Source organism: Nocardia sp. NPDC050412, assembly GCF_044458825.1.
In the GTDB taxonomy this organism is placed as follows: domain Bacteria; phylum Actinomycetota; class Actinomycetes; order Mycobacteriales; family Mycobacteriaceae; genus Nocardia.
On sequence record NZ_JBITIJ010000003.1, the window covers coordinates 272,321 to 290,098 of the forward strand.

Genomic DNA, 17,778 nt, shown 5'->3' on the forward strand with positions numbered 1-17,778 from the left:
GCGCATGGCGCCCGGTATTCGCGTACCTGCCGAGTGGATTACACGCCGCTGATGACAGACGGTGATCCGCTTCGGACCCGCCGCGACGCGGTCACACCCGTCACGGCCGATTTGAGCGCGTCCGGGTTCGAAGACGCCGAAGAGGTCGGGCGTGGCGGTTTCGGTGAGGTCTATCGCTGCAAGCAAGTGGCGCTGGACCGCACGGTGGCGGTGAAGGTACTGACAGCTGAACTCGACGAGGACAATGAGGCGCGGTTCTTTCGCGAGCAGAAGGCAATGGGTCGGCTGACCGGACATCCGAATATCGTCACTGTGCTGCAGGTAGGTGTCACCGCAGGCGGGCGCCCCTATCTGGTGATGCCGTATCACCCTTTGGATTCGCTGGATGCGTGGATTCGCCGGCAGGGTCCGTTGCCGGTGCAGACCGCGTTGTGGATCGGGGTGAAGATCGCCGGTGCGCTCGAGAGCGCGCATCGGCTCGGCATCGTGCATCGCGATGTGAAGCCGGGAAACATTCTGCTCACCGATTACGGCGAGCCGGCGTTGACCGATTTCGGTATCGCGCACTTCGCGGGCGGGTTCGAGACGGCGACGGGGATCTTGACCGCATCCCCGGCGTTCACCGCGCCCGAGGTGCTCGGTGGCGACGACCCGACGTCGGCTGCGGATATCTACGGTCTCGGTGCGACCCTGTTCTGCGCGCTCACCGGGCACGCCGCCTTCGAACGACGCAGCGGTGAGCAAGTGGTGGCCCAGTTCGTCAGGATCACCAGTCAACCGGTGCCGAACCTGCGGGAAAGCGGCATTCCCGACGACTTGTCGGCCGTGGTGGAATCGGCGATGAGCCGGGACCCGAGGCAGCGGATGTCGGCGGGTGAGATGGGTAAGGCCATCCGGCAGGTACAGCGCCACCACGGATACCCGGTCGGTGAGATGGCGCTGCACGCGAACCCAGCCCCCGAGCCGCTGGACTACACGTCCGCGATGCAGGAATGGGGCCCGCCAGTGACGGCTGCGGGTCGCGGCAGCGTCGGCCAGCTGCCGCTGGAGCTGACCAGTTTCGTCGACCGCCGCTCCGAGGCGGCCGAGGTGAAGAATCTGTTGTCCACCTACCGACTGGTGACGTTGGCCGGGATCGGTGGCGTCGGCAAGACCCGGCTGGCGCTGCGCGCGGCGGCGAACGCTCGACGCGATTTCACCGATGGCGTCCGGATTGTCGAACTGGCCGATGTGGGCGACCCGTCGCTGCTGATCGACGTCGTGGCGGCGTCGCTCGGCCTGCGCGACGATTCGGCCCGATCGACGCAGGAAGTGCTGGTCCAGTTCCTGCAGTCCCAGGAAACCCTGCTCGTTCTGGACAACTGCGAGCAAGTGTTGGCGGCTGCGGCGCAGCTGGTCGAGACGTTGTTGATGGCTTGTCCGAATCAGCGGATTCTCGTCACCAGCCGCGAGCCGCTCGACATCGCCGGCGAAGCGGTACTGCGGGTGTTGCCGCTGACCGTTCCGGACCCCGACGATGAACCGGCGCTGCGCGGACTGTCCAAATACGACGCCGTGACATTGTTCGCCGACCGCGCCGCTGCGGTAGTTCCCGGATTCGAACTCTCCGACGACAATAAGGCGGCTGTAGCGGGTATCTGTTCCTGGCTGGACGGATTGCCGCTGGCGATCGAACTCGCCGCGGCACGGATGCGCGCAATGTCGCCGCATCAGATCCTGCAGCGGCTCACCGATCGATACGCGCTGCTCACCCGCAGTAGCCGCACAGCGCCCACCCGGCAACAGACGCTACGAGAGTGCATCGACTGGAGCTACCAGCTGTGCACCCCGGTCGAGCAGCGGCTGTGGGCTCGGCTGACGATATTCGCCGGGGGTTTCGAACTCGACGCCGCCGAATACGTATGTGGTGCCGAGTTGGCACCGGAAAGTCTGCTCGACGCATTGTCGTCCCTGGTGGACAAGTCGATCGTGAACCGGGAGGAACCCGAAGGCGTTGTGCGCTTCCGAATGCTCGAGACGATGCGCGACTACGGTCGGGAGAAGTTGCAGGAGGCCTGCGAAAGCCAGGATCTGCGCCGACGACACCGCGACTGGTACCAGCGGTTGGCGTTGGACGCTGAGGCCGGGTGGATCAGCGATCAGCAACTCGACTGGCTCGCTCGCCTCGACCGCGAACAATCGAATCTGCGAGAAGCGCTCGAGTTCTGTGTGTCCGACGCTACCGCGGAGTCAGCGGAGGCCGGGTTGCGCACCGCCGCAGCGTTATTCGTGTTCTGGAGCTTCCGAGGGCGGTTCGGTGAAGGCCGACGGTGGCTCGACCGCCTCTTGGCCCACCCGGCCGCGCACTCGATACCCGATCGCGTCAAAGCGCTGCATACGAGCACGCACATGGCTGCGGTACAGGGAAACTTGGAATACGCGGCCACCCTCGTCGAGCAGGCACGCACACTCGCCGAACAAGATCCCGCGCCCACCACCAAAGCGCTGGCCGCATCCGCCGAGGGAGTTCTGGCACTGTTTCGGGGTGAGCTCGATCGGGCGGTATCCGTACTCGAACCCGCCCTCGCGGTATTCGAATCCAATATTCGAGGACATCTCTATATCTCCACATTGTCCGACCTCGGTTGGGCACACGCACTCCAGGGAGATACCGGACGGGCGATGCAGTATCACGAGCAGATACTGTCCATCACCCAAGCGTGCGGCGAATCGCTGTTCCGATCGACCACACTGTGGGGCATCGCCATCGCCGTATGGCAGCAAAACGACCGTTCCCATGCGCAAGAGTTACTGCTGGAATCGTTACGGGCCAACCGGCGCGTGCGCAGCCCCGTCGTCGCGGCTATGGCCATCGAGGGACTGGCCTGGACCGACGCCGACGACCATGGTGAACGCGCGGCCATCCTGATGGGTGCCGCCCAAAACCTGCTGCGACCCGCCCCTGGTGTCACCACATTTTTCACGGAGCTAGCCCGCTATCACGACGAAAGCGAGCGCACGGTGCGTCGCGCACTCGGCGACCGAGGATTCGACGTCGCCTTCCGGCGCGGACAAGCCATGGCGATGAACGCCGCAGTGGCGTACGCCCTGGGAGAACCACTCACCACCACTCCACCCGACTCCGGACTCACGCTGACCAAGCGCGAACGCGAGGTCGCCAACCTTGTCGCCCAGGGGCTCACCAACAAACAGATCGCCGCGAAACTCGTACTCTCCCAACGCACCGCACAGCACCACGTCGAACACATCCTGAGCAAACTCGGCTTCACCTCCCGCGCACAGATCGTGGCCTGGGTAATCGACGATGCCCAGCAAGAGCGGGACCGTGGATCCATCGGCGGTTTCGGCTCGGTGCGCTGAACGAGGTTCCGATACTTCGTATCTCGGTAAACGGAAATTTCCGGTTACCGCACGGCTTAAACCGGACTAGTATGCTATATATTTATTGACCGGCCCATTGATAGCCTTTCGATCATCCGATCAACATAGGGCCAATTCAACAGCATTGCTGGTTTACGGTTGCGACCCCGTACTTGCCCTGTCGAACCCCGCTCCCGGTGAGTGGGATGAAAGCGCGCTGAACCGCTCTCGCGGATGGGATCGAGATTGACAAATTCCGCACAACTTTTATTTCTTCCCGTTTTCAGTGCTCGGTGCTAAAAATATCACCAACGTACGGCACCAGTTATGCACACCTCCTATTGTTCGAGGTAAATCGATTCGAGCTCCTTCGGCTCAGAAACACCGCAATGCACGAAATGAACCACCGGGTGCCGCACGCCGAGTGGAGGAAATGCTTCCGTATTCAGAAAAGACATCGCCTTTTAGGTTCTGCATGGACCAAAGCACTCGAGCTGCTCGGTCCTGTCGAGCATCCGCAACTGACCAAATTATTCGAGATATCCTCTCGAAGAGGAGAAGAGATATGTCTGTAGAAATCCATCGTCGGTTCCTTCCCGGACCGAGCGAGCGAGGTGTACTGCGCACCGCTGTCGCGTTGAGCACGGCGACAATGCTCGGCGCTGTCGGCATCTCGATCGCCAACGCCGAGCCGTCGCCGTCCCCCGCTACCCCGGGCGCCTTCTCGGCGACCGACGCGGTCGCCGATATCGAAGCGATCAAGCAGCTCAAGACCAGCTATTTCGCGGATATCGATGCGAAAAACTGGGACGCGCTGCGCGAACTCCTCGCTCCGGACGTCATCGTGGACACCACGGGCAGCGGTGGCCCCATCCTTGTCGGGAGGGACAATTTCATCGCCTTCCTGAAGCTCACGATCGGTCCCGCTAAAACGCACCACCAGGGCTTCGATCCTGCGATCCGGCTGACGTCCGCGACGACTGCCGAGGGCGACTGGAGGCTGGAGGACATACTCATCTGGGGTGGCACACTCGGAGTGCACGGTTATGGCAACTACCACGATCGCTATGTGAACAGCAACGGCAAGTGGGTGATCAAATATTCCAAACTCACCCGCACACGCCTCGATCTCATCAACCCTGACGACGGCACGATAATCCAGGCAGACGTTCCAATCGAGGAGATCGTCCAGAAAGTCAAGGATATCATCGGGCCCTGGTAATCACAGCAAAGGCGGGAGACCACGCACGTGGTCTCCCGCCTTTCTATTCGAGGAGAACCGACAATGGATCGAACCCCACCCATTTTGTATCCCGAACCGCTGATGTGGGTCCGCTCACCTGCCGGATCAGCGCGGAATAACGCCGGAAACTCCTTAGCGATAGTCCACGTCAGCGTGGTGGGCCGGAAATCTCCAGTTCTTGGACAGTGGGATGGATTGTGGGATTGGGATTGATGACCTGGAGGCGTAGGTAGCGGGCGGTGAGTGAGTTTTGTACTGTGCCGGTTGCGGGATCGGTGGTGACTGGTGTCCAGGTTTGGTTGTCGGTGGATGCGGTGATTGTGTACGTCGGGGCGTGCTCGGCCCAGCGCGGGAGGATTCTGCTGATGGGGTGATCGGTGCCGAGATCGACGGTGAGGTTTGCTTGGGTGCCCTCGGGCGCCCAACCGGTGGCGAGGCTGCCGTCGACCGCGGCGGCGGCGTATCGGCCCGGTTCCTCGGAGGAGGCGGCAACCGGTGTACATCGGGCGAGGTTTTCGCTGTGCTCCAGATCCGGTCGTCGAGTCATGACGGTCAAGGGCTGGCTGGCACTTAGCAGGTCTATGCCGGTCGGGGTTTCGACGTGCATCGGCACACCATCGGTGAGGGTGATGATTGTGCTCTCGGGCCCGAGCTCGGCGTCGAACGTTCTTCCCTGCCAGTGCATTCCGTGAATAGACACTCCGGATTTCAGTTCCGGCGATAGCAGGGGGTCGATACGGATCCCGCCCTCGCGCAGGCGCAGCCCCAGCAGTCCGTTCGTGAAAGACTGCAGGAATCCCCCAGCCGCGGTAACGAACGTGAACGCTGGAGCGCTCAAGGTCTCCGTGATACCACCGACACCCCGCGACTCCGAGAATTGCCCGAACGGCGCGCGCATGAATGAACGCACCGCACGTTCGAGATAGGTTTGGGTCACGCATCCAGGGCGCCCGACCGCCGCAGCGGCGATGGCGTGGATGGAGTCGGTCATCGCCGGACCGCCGGGATCGGTGCGTTCGACGTAGTAGTCCAGCGTATGCTCGGAAACCTCTTGGGACATAGGCCATTCCAGTGGATAGATCAGCAGCGCGGCATCAGCTTGTTTGATCGGTGTGCCTGGATAGCCGTCGTACTGGAGGAAGATCTGCCGCGCCGGATCGAACGGAATGTGGAGCCGGTCGGCGATCGTGGTCCATTCGGGTGGGATCGGTTCGCCGAGGAGATCGGCGGCGTGTGCGGCGTCGCGCAGGGCAAGGGCGGCCACAGCGTTGGTATAGACCCCATCCGGTACGCCGTTGCTGTATTCGTCGGGGCCTGCGACATTGTTGATGGAGTAGCTGCCGTCCGGATTCGACGTGACACGCGAGACCCAGAATTCGGCCACGTTCTGCATGATCGGCCAAATGCGGGTGCGTAGATAGTCCTCGTCACCGGTAGCGAGGTAATACTGCCAGGCGGCCAGCGAGATATCGCCCTGCAGATGGATCTGGTTCAGGCAGTGCGGCGGTAGCCAGCTGTGACAATCGGCCAGATCGCCGCGGCTGGCGCTGGTCCACGGATAGAACGCGCCGCGCAAGCCTAGGAGCCGCGCATTGGCCTGCGCGGCCGGTAGCGTCTTGTATCGGTAGTCCACAACCGATTTCGCCAGCTCGGGCGCGAACTGCAACAGCATCGGCAACATCCAGGTATCGGCATCCCAGAACACCGCGCCCGCATAGTTGTCGCTGCTGAGCCCAACCGGTGAAATGCTGTTGTCCTGCTGGGAATTCGTACTCGAATACAGCGAATACAGCGAGCCACGCACCCAAGACTGGACCTCGGGATCATCCGGTATGACAATGTCGCCGCGCCACAGCGTCCGCCACGCCGCCGCTGTGTCGGCGAGCAGCCGCGACCAGCCCTTGTCCGCGGCCCCGCGCGCGGCGTCGAAAGCAGCAGCCGCGGAATCCGAGGCGGTGAGCGTTGTGTCCACACCGACGAACTTCGTCACCTCGTAGGTTTCGTCTGCCCGCACCTCCCACCGCACCTCGCGGCCGATACTCAGTTCGAGCGCTGGCGAAACCTGCTGTGCCGTCGATGCTTTCGTGCGTAACACCGAAGCGACCTCGCCGGTGACCGCAGTGCCATCAGTTCGGAAGCCGACGCCGATACCGTCCTCGCCGCGCGCACCACCGCCGCTCTGCGTCATTCGTCGCGCCCCGGCGCCGTCGATCACATCGCTGACAGTGACCTGACCGGACCAGTGCGGAACCATCGTCAGCCGCACCGCACCGACATGCTGATCGACGCGATCGGTGAGCACCTCGTACACCAGATCGGTGGCCTTGCCGTCCCGTGTGGTCCAGGTGAGAGTGGTGCGTACCAGCCCGCACCGCTGGTGCACCGTCTGTGCGAAATTCGTGATCTGCGCCGCCGGTGTCGCGCCGGAGTACTTCTCGTCGCCGACACCAACGGTGAGGCCCGACCAGTTCGGAATGGCCGCCGCCACCTCGCGGTCCGCGGCGACAGTCGGTGTATGACCGTAGAGTCCGGCAACGAACGCGCCGTCGTAGCGGGGTGTGTACAACGGCCAACCACTGCGCTCGTTCGTCACGGCGTAGCCCATACCGCGCGGGGGCACCCGCAGCCCGAGATAGCCATTGCCCACGAAGGGATGTCGATCGTAGGCGGCATCGACCTCGCTGCTCGACGGTGCCCACTCCGGCGCAGCGGCGACTTCGTCATCCGGGCAAATGGCCCCGATCGTCGTCTCGGAGGTGTGGTGTACGGCGACCGCAGGAACCCGAGTTGCCAGCGCGAGGACCACAAACATCGCAACAGCGATCCAAGCCCTGGCCCACACGCCGATGCGCCCGAAGCACCTGCCTATCAAGGACAACTGCGTACCTCTCCATGTGGCGTACGCCCGTGTACGCCAGCGCCACCGAAAGCTGGATCCGGAGTTATCAATTATTCGATAAAAGTTGACGAATAATTGAGAGAACCATAATGGCGTGTCGGTCGAGGGTCAAGACCGTATTCCTGCTGCGACCGAGCAGATTTCGTGCTTCTCGGCGGGTCGGCACCCGAGCGGGTGAGCCCGAAAGGTGGACCGCAACGTGGTCGCTGGGGCCCGCAAGAGCCAGCGGCCGCTGAAGCGGATCGCGAAGGATTTCGAGATCTCCGTGGACTGCTTGCGCATGACCTCGGCGCCGGTCTCGGCATTGCGTGACGCGATTGCGTTGCAGCTACCGAAACGCACCTTCGTGCACTCAGTTTCGAGCCAAACCGTTCGTATCCGTCTGGCGCGCAATGGACTACGTCGATCCATTGGCAGCCTCGGCGCATGTGTGGCCTTGACCTGACCGGTAGCACTGTTCGCGGACCGGGGGCCGACAGTGACAGCCGGCCCGCGCGCTCGGCAATGACAGCGGTGGCCGGATCGAGCGGGTGGTGGCCCTGGCCGACCGGACCGGTGCCCCGCTGGCGCGCAGCGCGGCTCGACGCGGCCTAGTGCTGGGAGGGGTATCTTCGCGACCGCCGAAACCACCTATCGGCGAGTCGAATTGCTGGCCTCGGTCCCGATGACACCGGCTGGGGGCATTTGGAGCGGGTCAACGCCTTGGCCGAAGCGGCCGAAATCGGCATCGGGGGCCACCGCCCTGTTCGGCCATGACCCAGCGCGCCCGCTCGCCACAGCCGCGGCATTCGATTCGGCCGAGGAGGTCGAGGAGGGCGAGGAGGCCGACGAACCGTCCGCCGCGGACAAGGCCTCCCGCGACTTCGTCTGCCCACTGCCGCTATCAGCGAGCCCGAACACTGAGTCTGGCCGGTGGCGCCTCGACCGTTATCGGCGCCGACGCGTACACCGACTTCGGAACACCGCCTCGGTGAGGTCACGACGACGCCTGAGGCGCCGAGGATCGCTCACCGATCGCCTCTCTCGCGACGTCGACAGCGGCCGAGTTGGGTTGTGGGTCGTCGACTAAGCACGCAGTCGCTGAGCGAACTCGGTGGCCCAGTAGGTGAGGACGATCCGTGCCCCGGCCCGGCGGATCGCGATGAGGCTCTCCTCGATGGCCCTCTCGCGCTGCACCATCCCGTGCTGCGCTGCCGTCTCGATGGCGGCGTACTCGCCCGACACCTGGTAGGCGGCAACCGGCACGTTCACGGCGTCGGCCACTCGGCGCACCACGTCGAGATAGAGGCCTGCGGGTTTGACCATGACCAGGTCGGCGCCCTCCTCGATGTCGAGCAGTACCTCGCGGATCGCCTCCCGGAGGTTGGCGGGGTCCTGTTGATGAGTGGATCTGGCTCCGGTGAACGAGGATTCGACAGCCGTGCGGAACGGACCGTAGAAGGCGGAGTCGTATTTAGCGGCATACGCGAGGATGGCGACGCGCTCGTGTCCGGCGGCGTCGAGTCCGGCACGGATGGCGGCGACCTGACCGTCCATCATTCCACTCGGCGCCACCAGGTGGGCTCCGGCGCAGGCCTGCGCCAACGCGACTCGGGCGTAGGCGTCGAGCGTGGCGTCGTTATCCACGTCACCGTCATTGTCGAGGAGCCCGACCTGGCCGTGATCGGTGTACTCGTCGAGATTGACATCACTGATCACCACAGTCGTGTCGCCCACCTCGGCCGCGACGTCGCGGATCGCGAGCTGCGCGATGCCGCGCTCATCCCACGCGCCACGTCCGTCCGGGTGCCTGTGCTCGGGCACACCGAAGATCATGATGCCGCCGACGCCTGCCTGCGCGGCCGCCGCAGCCGCCTTGCGCAGACTTTCGCGCGTGTGCTGGACCTGGCCGGGCATGGCTGGGATCGGCCTCGGCTCGTCGATGCCCTCGCGCACGAACATGGGCTGAACGAGGTCCGACGGGTGCAGCCGATGCTCGGCTACCAACGCTCGTAGCGCGGCGGTGCGGCGCAGTCGCCGCGGTCGGTCGGTGGGGAAGCTCATGCCTTGAACTCCAAGATCTGCTCGATGTGCGCCAGCAGGTCCGGGGATGGCCGCCGATGCCAGTATCCGGTCGTGGCTTTGGCCGTGATGCCGAGAGCGCGGAGTCCTACCAGGTGCTCGGCGGTCTTGATCGCCAATCCGCCGGGGTCGATGACCGGCAGTCCGCACAGCTCCTGGATCTCCAGGTGGACGAGGAGCTCGTTGGGTATGCCTTCTGCGGGCACCAACCAGTGAGCGCCTGCCGCCGCCGCCCGCTCGGCGGCGACGGTGTAGGCCCGTACAAACGGTTCGAAGTCGCCGGCCAGCGCACGAGAGATGACCGCCGCGCCGTCATCGATCAACTGATAAGAGGCCAATGCGGCGCCCGCGGCGGCGATGTTGTCGGTAATCGGCTCGACCAGATGTGGAATGAAGCCGATCAGGCCGAGCCGATGACGCTCCTGCCTGGCGGTCTGCCAAGTGGCATCGCCGTACCCGACGACGGGAATGGTGGCGCGCACCCGTGCCGCGACCAGCCCCGGGTCCTGGCCAGCGCCGCTGATCCAAGCGGCACAGCCGTCGCGTTCGGCGGCGACGGCGGTGCGCGCGAAATAGTCGGCGAAAAGCAGCCCGATCGTCCCGAACCCGACCAAGTCCTCGGGTAGCTCGGTCGAGTAGAGCAGCGGCGGCAGGGTATGGATCTCGACCTCGGTGGTGGGATCGGAGACCTTTGCCAGATGGTCGGCGTAGAGCTTGTCGAGCAGCTGCGAACGCCCCTCGACGGCATGTTTCTGGAACCGAATTCGCATGTCAGATCTTCCTTACCGGTAATGGGGCGGTGTCGAGCATGGCGGCGTTCACGAGGTAGTTCCTGGTGGCCTCGCGTTCGGCGGCGATGGCTGTGAGCGCGGCGACAGCGGCGCGCAGCCGCGCGCTGTCGCCGTCCTGAACGCCGGCGACCCTGGCCTCACTGGCCGGGACGACATGATCGACCAGGACCGCGCGGCGTCGCCGCGACCACTCCGCCAGCGCGTCCGGTGCGGCCTGTCCGGCCAGCACGCCGGCGAGTGTCCGGCCGAGATCGACCGCATCGTGGATACCGGCGTTCATATTGAGACCGCCTGCGGTGGAGGTGACGTGGGCGGCGTCGCCCGCGAACAACACCCGGCCGTGGCGGAAAGCGTCGAGTACGCCACTCGCCAAGCTGTAGCGGTGCACATCGAAGATGTCCAAGGTGCTCAGTTCCAGCCCGGCCACGCTCCGCGGCACGGGCTCGTCGGGGGCGAGCCGGAGAATGAGCCGCCAGTGGTCGGGCAACCGCAACAAGCTGCACGACTGAATCGGGTCACGCACATAGGTCACCGACGCCAAGCCCGGAAGCAGTTCGTCCAGCGGTGCGCGGGTGAAGATCCGCAACGCATGCGTCGGATAGACCGACAGCGGCAATGCCGCAGCGAGTGAGGCCCGGACAGTGCTGTGCGCGCCGTCCGCAGCGATGAGGTACCTGGCCCGACACCAGCCGCCCGCGGCGCGGACACACACGGATACGCCTGTGTCGGTGACCGTTTGCACCGCGGTGCCGAATCGGACATCGACCTCTGAATACGCTTCGAGGGCGGCGAGCAGCAGCGCGACGAGCTCCGACTGCTCCACGTGCAGCCGAAAGGGATACCGGGTCAGCTCGCTCAAGGTGGCCATGCTCATCTCGGCAAGTACCGCCCCGGACAGGTCGCGCCACTGCAGGCGGTTCACGACGACGCCGCGCGCCACCAGGGCCGCGGCCACTCCATGCTCGTCTAGCAGTTCGAGCGTGGCCGGGTGAAAGGTGGCGGCGCGTGAACGCGTCGCGGGCCGTGGCTCTCGTTCCAGCATCAGCACCGACACCCCGGCCCTGGCCAGGGTGAGAGCCGCAACCAAACCGACCGGTCCAGCGCCCGCGACAATCACCTCGGGGCTCATGTCGCGACCGACTGGGCCGGCGTCTGGGGCGCGGTGCGTCCCCAGGAGGCGGGCAGGCCTGCGCTGGTCAGCGCCCACCAGACGCTGCACAGGTTGGCGGTCAGAACGAGCCGCTCAGCACGCGAAGTCAGCAGGTCGATCGCGCGCAGCGTGCGCATGCCAGTGCCGGTCAGCAGCAGCGCCGTGTCCCGTGGCGGCGCGGCCTGCTCGAGCTGCGCAACAAGCTGGTCCGTAGTCACCTCGTAGGGAGCGAAACGCGTTCCGGCCCGCACCGCGACCACTTGGGCGATTCGGACGCCCGCCGCCGCCCAGAACCGCTCGGCGCATGCGGTCAGCCACGGCTGGTAGGGCGAGACCAAGGCGACTTCATCGACGCCGAGGTGTGCCAGCGCGCATCTGATGGCTTCGGTGGCGGAGGCGACCGGCAGGCCGAACTCTGCGCTCAGCTCGGCGCACTGGCGACGATCGTCGGCCGGGCCGAGCAGATAACGGGAGCCGCTGCACGCCATGACCAGAGCGTCGAGCGACAGATCGCCGAACGAACGGATCATGTCGGGCAACGCGTCGTTGTAGGCGTCCAAACGCTCCGCCAGCGGGCGGCCTGGCCGTACCGGAAAGCGGGTGACATGCAGATCTGCCCGCGCGTCGAGGAGGCGTGCGAACTCCGGCTCCACCGCCGGATTGGACGGTGGCACAACCACACCCACTCTGGTCAAGGTTTGCCTCCTGGGCGGTCGAATACGAAGAAGGTCCGAAGCGCGTCGACGAGTCCGGCATCGCGGGCCACCCGCGATCCGAGGTCGCCGAGGAGGCCATCGACCACCCGCTGGATGGCGCGGGCCACTTCGGCGCGCGCGTCGGCGTCGAGCCTGGGTGCACGGGAGTCCAGGCGACGCAGCTCCGCCTCACACACGGCCCCCACCCAGTTCCGCAGCGACGACAATGTCTCCGTGGTGAGCCGGTTTGCCGTCTGGTCGTCGGCACTGGTCTCGATCGGCTCCATGTGGGCGCTCCGTACGACGACAGGACCTGACAATGCCGCGCTCATCGGCGGTCCGGCCGCGATGCCGTACACCAGAGGTCGGCATGGATGGGTTGCACAGCGCACGTCCTCCGGTCTCGGCTTCCGCAGCTCGCCGAGATTTCGCCGGTCAGACGTTCGACGCCACTGCCGCAACAAGTTTCGGATACCGTCGGACAGCGCAGGTAGTAGGGAAACCCCTCAAATCGGTTACCGGTCGAGTCGTGGCCGATGCCGGACACCGGCGCCGACGGCGGCGAGTTCGGCGCGAGACGAGACGCGGAGCTTGGCAAACAGGCGGGTGAGATGGGGCTTCGACCGATTTCTCGCTCAGGAACCACAAGATGCGTCGCGCGTCGGTCGAGCGCGCTCATGCACCCGATGACCGGTCAAATGGTCAGATCGTGCTGATCTACCAACTGGGCGTAATCCGTGTGGATTTCGCCATCGAACAGTTTCCAGTAGAAGGCGTTCATCGCCGTGGCGGCTGGTGCGTGTCGGGTCAGGATCGCGGCCACCGTCGGAGCCACGTCGGCCGGGATACGGCCAGCCGCGCGCTGGAGTGCGCACTCGTTACGGGCGACGGGGTCGCGGCTGGTCGGTATCGGTATCACCCCGGGGTAGACAAACGTCGCCCGGATTCTCGAGTCTCGGGCGCAACCGCGCTCTGCGGGGGCTGGTGATCGTCCGGTGGCGTTTGGCCTGTCAGGCGCGGTCGTGGAGCGTGACCTGGTAGCCGTCGGGGTCGGCGAAGGTGAATGTCCGACCGAAGGGGCCGTCGATCGGTGCGGAGACGATGGTGTGACCGTCGGCGACGAGAGCATCGTGAATGGCCTGGACGTCTGTGGCGTGGAGCCAGATCGCGGCACCGATGCCGGGCTGAGCAACGGATGCGAGATCGGTGCCGGAAACGACGTCGCGGAGTGCGAACGCGATCGGCTTCGTGTCGAAGACGACGGCGTGCGGAGGTCCGGTCTGCGAGCGGACGAGGCCGAGGTACTGCTCGTAGAACGCCTGCGAAGCGTCGAGGTCGCGCGCTTGGAGCGAGATGAAGTCGGGGCCGGTGGCGGGCATGATGATGCTCCTCAGTCTGTGTCAGTTTTCTGACACCGGTTAATCTATGTCAGAATACTGACATGAGTCAAGACGGTGCTGGCGTCGACTTGGAGACGTCACTGGGCTACCTGCTGAAAGAGGCGTCGAGCGCGCTGCGTGCAGCCATGGACGAGGTGCTGCGGCCGCTCGGGATGAGCGTGACGCACTACTCCTGCCTCGAGCTGCTGGCTCAACGACCGGGCTTGTCGAACTCCGAGCTCGCGCGGGGCGCGTTCGTGACCCGGCAGACGATGAACGTGCTGCTCCAGGCCCTGGAACGAGACGGCTACGTGACCAGGCCTGCGGAGGCACCCGTCGGGAAGGTTCTGCCCACGCGGCTCACGCCTCGCGGCCGACGGAGCCTCGAGAAGGCGACCGTAGCGGTCCGGTCCGTCGAGGTCAGAATGCTGGCCTGCATGACCGAGACCGAGCAGTCAAACGCCTTCCGGATCCTGCGGAGCATGATCCATTCCCTGCGCGATGGCAACGACGGTGCATAGCTTCAGCCGTACCTCGCGGCTGATGCGCTGATGGAATGGTTCACAACTCGACTTCGTGCACCGCGGCACCGGCTCGCACTTCGAGGACCGCCAGCAGGACCATCCGGCACACCGACATATCCGACATGTGTCCACGCAGGGTTATCACGGTGTGTGCCTCGGCTCGCCTGCATTCCTGGACGAGATCGACGAACGCCGGGGGCAGTGTCCCGTTCTGTGGTGGGGGCTCGCGAAACACGGTGCCCAGCTCGTAGCCGAGTGACCTGGCAGTGTCCCGCAGTCTGGCTTCGCTCGAATTCCAGTCGCGGTCACAGAGCAAATCGTCACGCACGTATCCGTATGCAAGAGGTAATAGTGCAGTTGTCATGGATGATTCGGTTTCCGGTCGGTCGGCCACGAGAGATTACACTTCGGTCAGCCGGATGGATTTGTCATCGCAGGGCGGCATATACGCACCTGTTCGCCGTCGACTCGGCAATGAAGTCGAGCTCGGCCCGTCGCAAGATTGTGTGGTTGAAGGGCTGATGACGGCGTCACCCAGACCTTCGTCTTCTGCACGACAACCAGCATGGGCCGTAGGTATAGACCCCAGCATCGGTAATGGACGTGGGCTATACCTATGAAAAGGCATCAGCAGGGCTCGCGAACACAAGCACCTCTGGGGTGGGCGGGAGGCTGACCTCGAAGAATCCCGACATGTCAGGGGAGCCGGGGCATTCAGAACGCCGTCCGTCTGCCACTCGACGGCATCGACATCGAAACATACCTTCACCGGCACGGTCGCCGGGAAGGACACCACACGCCGTTAGCTGGGCGGGCTGATCGCGTACGTCCGCGACGGTTTCGTCGTCGTCGCCGATATGTTCGTGCCAGGGGAGGGGAGGGGGCGAGTTCGCTGACCACAAGGATCGGGTAGGTCAGACCGAGATCGGATGCGCGGGTCTTTCAGACAGTCCCTGCTGTCAGCGCGGTCGTCGGGCGGTTTCGCCTCGGACCTGGTCGGTGAATCTACTGGGGATGTGCTCGGATATGTCGGCACGTGAAGTGATGGCCAGTTTATTGAAAATCGCCGCGATTTGGGCGTCGACAGTTCGGGACGACTTTCCACGGCGGAAGGCAATGTCGACGTTGGTCCACCCGGCCGCGGCCAGGATCGCGACCTGTTGTTCGGTCCGGGTCAATTCGTACCAGTGCGATGTGGCGCCCGCGTCCGCTGGAGTATCGATGGTCAGTGTGCCCAGTGCCAGCCGTTGCACTTCGTTTCGTTCCGGACGCAGGCGCATGCCTCGGGCTTCTGCCGTAGTGAAGGCGTCGGGCCCCAGTACCCGGCGGGCGACAGCGATAGCTTTTTCGGATTCGTCGAAGAGGGGACCAGACGCCTTGAAGTCGATGCCGAGCTTGGCTCGTAGGGTGGTGGTGCCGCCGGCCAAGTGGGCGATTTCGGTGGCCAAGGCAATCAGTTTCTTGCGGTCGGGTTTTCCGGCGACGATCGAGTCGGTGATGATGTGCGCCAATGACCAGGTGCGGTATTGCACCAACCACACCGCGGCCCATTGCTCGTTGGTGGCGAGGTGATACGCCAGCGAGGATCGTTCGAGAGCCAGTGCATCGGTGGGGTTGCCGTGCAGCGTCAAGGCTGCCGCCCTGGTGAGGTCGGCGCAAGCCTTTTCCCATGGAATTCCGGAAATGGACGCGCGCTCTAGGTAATGCTGCGTAATCTCGTGGGCTTGCTGCGCGGTTCCCAGCATGCCAGCGGCCAGGGCAGCGAACAGCTCGTTCATTGAGGCAGCGCCGTGGTCGCCGTAGGCCTCGAATTTATCCCTGGCTCGGCTCAGGACGGTGATGGCGCGGGCGTCACGGCGCGCGAATATGAGCTCCGCACCCCATGCGAATTCGACTGGAGCGGGCAGCCCGATGTCGGTCTCGGCGGTGTCTCGCCAGTTCCGAATGATGTCTGGGTCGGGGATGCAGGCGGAAACGCAGTCATCGAGCAGCTGTTCGGCATCCTCGTGGGTGCCTTGGAGCGTGGCGAGCCATGCGATGGTGGCCATGGCCCCGATCTGGAGTTCGAAGGGTTGCGGGGTTGCTGCCCGGGTGGCGTCGAGGCAGCGTAGGGTCCACTGGCGAATTTCTCGTACGGAGCCGCTGGTGAAGCACACCTGCAGTGTGATCAGCCCGAGACAGATCTCCAGACCGTCTCCGGCTCGGCCCGGGGTGGTGATGCTGGTTTCGATCGCGGTGAGGGTGTTGGCCCAGACCGTCCGGGCCCAGTCCACCAGGGCTTGCCCTTCGGGATCGAACCAGTTGGCTGCGGCGTAGGCGATCCTGTCGTGGTAGTAGCTGCAGTGCCGCTGGGCCAAGCGGGTGGGTTCGTCCACCGCGGCGGTGGAGCGCTGGCGCAGTCGCTGTTGGGCGAATACCCGCAGGCTCTCCACTAGTGAATACCGCACCGTGGTCGCCGTCCTGTGCGTCGTGACCAACGATTGATCGACAAGCCGCTCGAGCAGGCCCTCGATTTCCGGCCGGGTCAGGGTCACTCGGGTATCGCTGGTTTCGTCGTCGCAGCAGATTGTCTCGATGGCGTCCAGCTCGGCACCCACATCCGGTGCAGCCGCTGTGGTGTCGTCGGGATTGGTGTCGTAGCCGGCGGCGAACACCGACAGGCGGTCGAAGAGCAGACGTTCCTTGTCGCTGCACAGCTCGTAGGACCAGGAGATGACGTCGACGACTCCTCGATGGCGCGGGTCGGCGCCCACGCGGGGGCCATGCGACCAACTCAGTCGAGTGTCATCAGCGTGGCCGGTGAGCCCGTGCAGAATGGCGGCCATCGGTTGGCGAAGCAGGCGTGCGGCCGCCAATTGGATGTAGAGGGGATGGTTGTGGACGTGGCGGCAGATCTCGGCGGCGGTGGTGGTCTGGTCTTTACCGGTGACGGGATGTTCGGTGAGTTCGGCGCGTTGCCGAAATAGGGCCAGGGCCTCGCGCTGCGATAGCGGCGGAACGGTGATCAGGTGTTCGTCGATCCAGCCGATGGGTTCTCGGCTGGTGGCCACGATGCTCAGCCCCGGTACCGTCTCGATGAGGTCGGCGATCAGGGGCCCGACACCGGAGAGTACGTGCTCGCAGTTGTCGAGCACCAGCACGGAGTGCGGGGCACGTCCGGTGGTATCGGTCGGGGTGAGGGTGTCGACCAAGGCGTCCCACGCCGATCGCCCGGAGAAATCCGCCTTGATCACTGCATGGGCGACTTCTTCCGCGACCGCGGTCGAATCCGAATCCGGAGTCAATCGAGCCAATCGAGCCCAGTACGCTCGTGTTTTCCTGGCTTCGGCTTTACCGCAACGGCGCACCGCTTCGACGGCCAGACGAGTCTTCCCGATGCCACCGGGGCCGATGAGGGTGATCAACCGGGCTGGGCCCAGCAGTAGGGTGCTGATCTTTTCCAGCTCGCGGTCTCGACCGACAAAGCTGTAGGTGACAGCGGGTAGGCTGCCTGCACCATCCCGGTGCCTGACATCCATACCAAACAATTATAGGCCCCGCGTCCCGAGGCTGAATCCCTCGTCATCAGCGCCACCCGACGGCGCGAAAAAGGGTCTGTCCAGCTATTCGCTCAGTCGTCGGCGCTTGGCAGCGCTGGCCTTACGGGCGCTCGTGTTTCCCGGCTGCGGTGGAGTGC

General features: G+C 64.7%; 14 protein-coding genes. 4 read left to right on the top strand and 10 right to left on the bottom strand.

From position 1 onward, the window contains the following. Positions 1-51 precede the first annotated feature (51 nt). Complete coding sequence (locus tag ACIBI6_RS09155; RefSeq protein WP_396955727.1) at positions 52-3,360, top strand: protein kinase; 3,309 nt, start codon at positions 52-54, stop codon at positions 3,358-3,360. A gap of 652 nt (positions 3,361-4,012) precedes the next feature. Beyond that, complete coding sequence (locus ACIBI6_RS09160; protein ID WP_396955728.1) at positions 4,013-4,582, top strand: nuclear transport factor 2 family protein; 570 nt, start codon at positions 4,013-4,015, stop codon at positions 4,580-4,582. A gap of 169 nt (positions 4,583-4,751) precedes the next feature. Here the strand turns inward: ACIBI6_RS09160 and ACIBI6_RS09165 are convergent, their stop codons facing one another. Then, complete coding sequence (locus ACIBI6_RS09165; RefSeq protein WP_364338785.1) at positions 4,752-7,415, bottom strand: discoidin domain-containing protein; 2,664 nt, start codon at positions 7,413-7,415, stop codon at positions 4,752-4,754. Between the two features lie 274 nt (positions 7,416-7,689). Between ACIBI6_RS09165 and ACIBI6_RS09170 the strand changes: the two genes are divergently transcribed. Next, a complete protein-coding gene (locus tag ACIBI6_RS09170) occupies positions 7,690-7,947 on the top strand; it encodes a hypothetical protein (RefSeq protein ID WP_396955729.1) in 258 nt (85 codons plus the stop codon). Between the two features lie 620 nt (positions 7,948-8,567). On the opposite strand, the gene hemB is transcribed toward ACIBI6_RS09170, so the two are convergent. The 7 genes from hemB to ACIBI6_RS09205 form a co-directional block, all read right to left on the bottom strand. Beyond that, a complete protein-coding gene (hemB, locus tag ACIBI6_RS09175; protein ID WP_364338789.1) occupies positions 8,568-9,545 on the bottom strand; it encodes a porphobilinogen synthase in 978 nt (325 codons plus the stop codon). Beyond that, positions 9,542-10,333: an aspartate/glutamate racemase family protein gene (locus ACIBI6_RS09180; RefSeq protein ID WP_364338791.1), complete on the bottom strand. Its 792-nt coding sequence runs from the start codon at positions 10,331-10,333 to the stop codon at positions 9,542-9,544. The genes hemB and ACIBI6_RS09180 overlap by 4 nt, the downstream gene beginning before the upstream one ends. Before the next feature lies 1 nt (position 10,334). Next, the gene (locus tag ACIBI6_RS09185) at positions 10,335-11,483 is read right to left on the bottom strand and encodes an FAD-dependent oxidoreductase (protein WP_396955730.1); all 1,149 of its coding nucleotides are present in this window, start codon (positions 11,481-11,483) and stop codon (positions 10,335-10,337) included. Beyond that, positions 11,480-12,190 (bottom strand): hypothetical protein, encoded by a 711-nt coding sequence (locus tag ACIBI6_RS09190; protein WP_396955985.1) that lies wholly within the window; start codon positions 12,188-12,190, stop codon positions 11,480-11,482. Before ACIBI6_RS09190 ends, ACIBI6_RS09185 begins: the two co-directional genes overlap by 4 nt. Positions 12,191-12,195: 5 nt before the next feature. Beyond that, complete coding sequence (locus ACIBI6_RS09195; protein ID WP_364338797.1) at positions 12,196-12,486, bottom strand: hypothetical protein; 291 nt, start codon at positions 12,484-12,486, stop codon at positions 12,196-12,198. Positions 12,487-12,893: 407 nt separating this feature from the next. After that, entirely contained in the window at positions 12,894-13,034 is a 141-nt protein-coding gene (locus tag ACIBI6_RS09200) for a hypothetical protein (protein ID WP_364338799.1), read from the bottom strand. A gap of 175 nt (positions 13,035-13,209) precedes the next feature. Further along, positions 13,210-13,578, bottom strand: a complete 369-nt coding sequence (locus ACIBI6_RS09205) for a VOC family protein (protein ID WP_364338801.1) — start codon at positions 13,576-13,578, stop codon at positions 13,210-13,212. 62 nt (positions 13,579-13,640) lie between these two features. On the opposite strand from ACIBI6_RS09205, the gene ACIBI6_RS09210 reads away from it, so the two are divergent. Next, entirely contained in the window at positions 13,641-14,099 is a 459-nt protein-coding gene (locus tag ACIBI6_RS09210; protein WP_364338803.1) for a MarR family transcriptional regulator, read from the top strand. 40 nt (positions 14,100-14,139) lie between these two features. Here the strand turns inward: ACIBI6_RS09210 and ACIBI6_RS09215 are convergent, their stop codons facing one another. Further along, a complete protein-coding gene (locus ACIBI6_RS09215) occupies positions 14,140-14,430 on the bottom strand; it encodes a hypothetical protein (RefSeq protein WP_364338805.1) in 291 nt (96 codons plus the stop codon). Positions 14,431-15,061: 631 nt separating this feature from the next. Then, positions 15,062-17,620, bottom strand: a complete 2,559-nt coding sequence (locus ACIBI6_RS09220; protein ID WP_396955731.1) for a LuxR C-terminal-related transcriptional regulator — start codon at positions 17,618-17,620, stop codon at positions 15,062-15,064. Positions 17,621-17,778 lie beyond the last annotated feature (158 nt).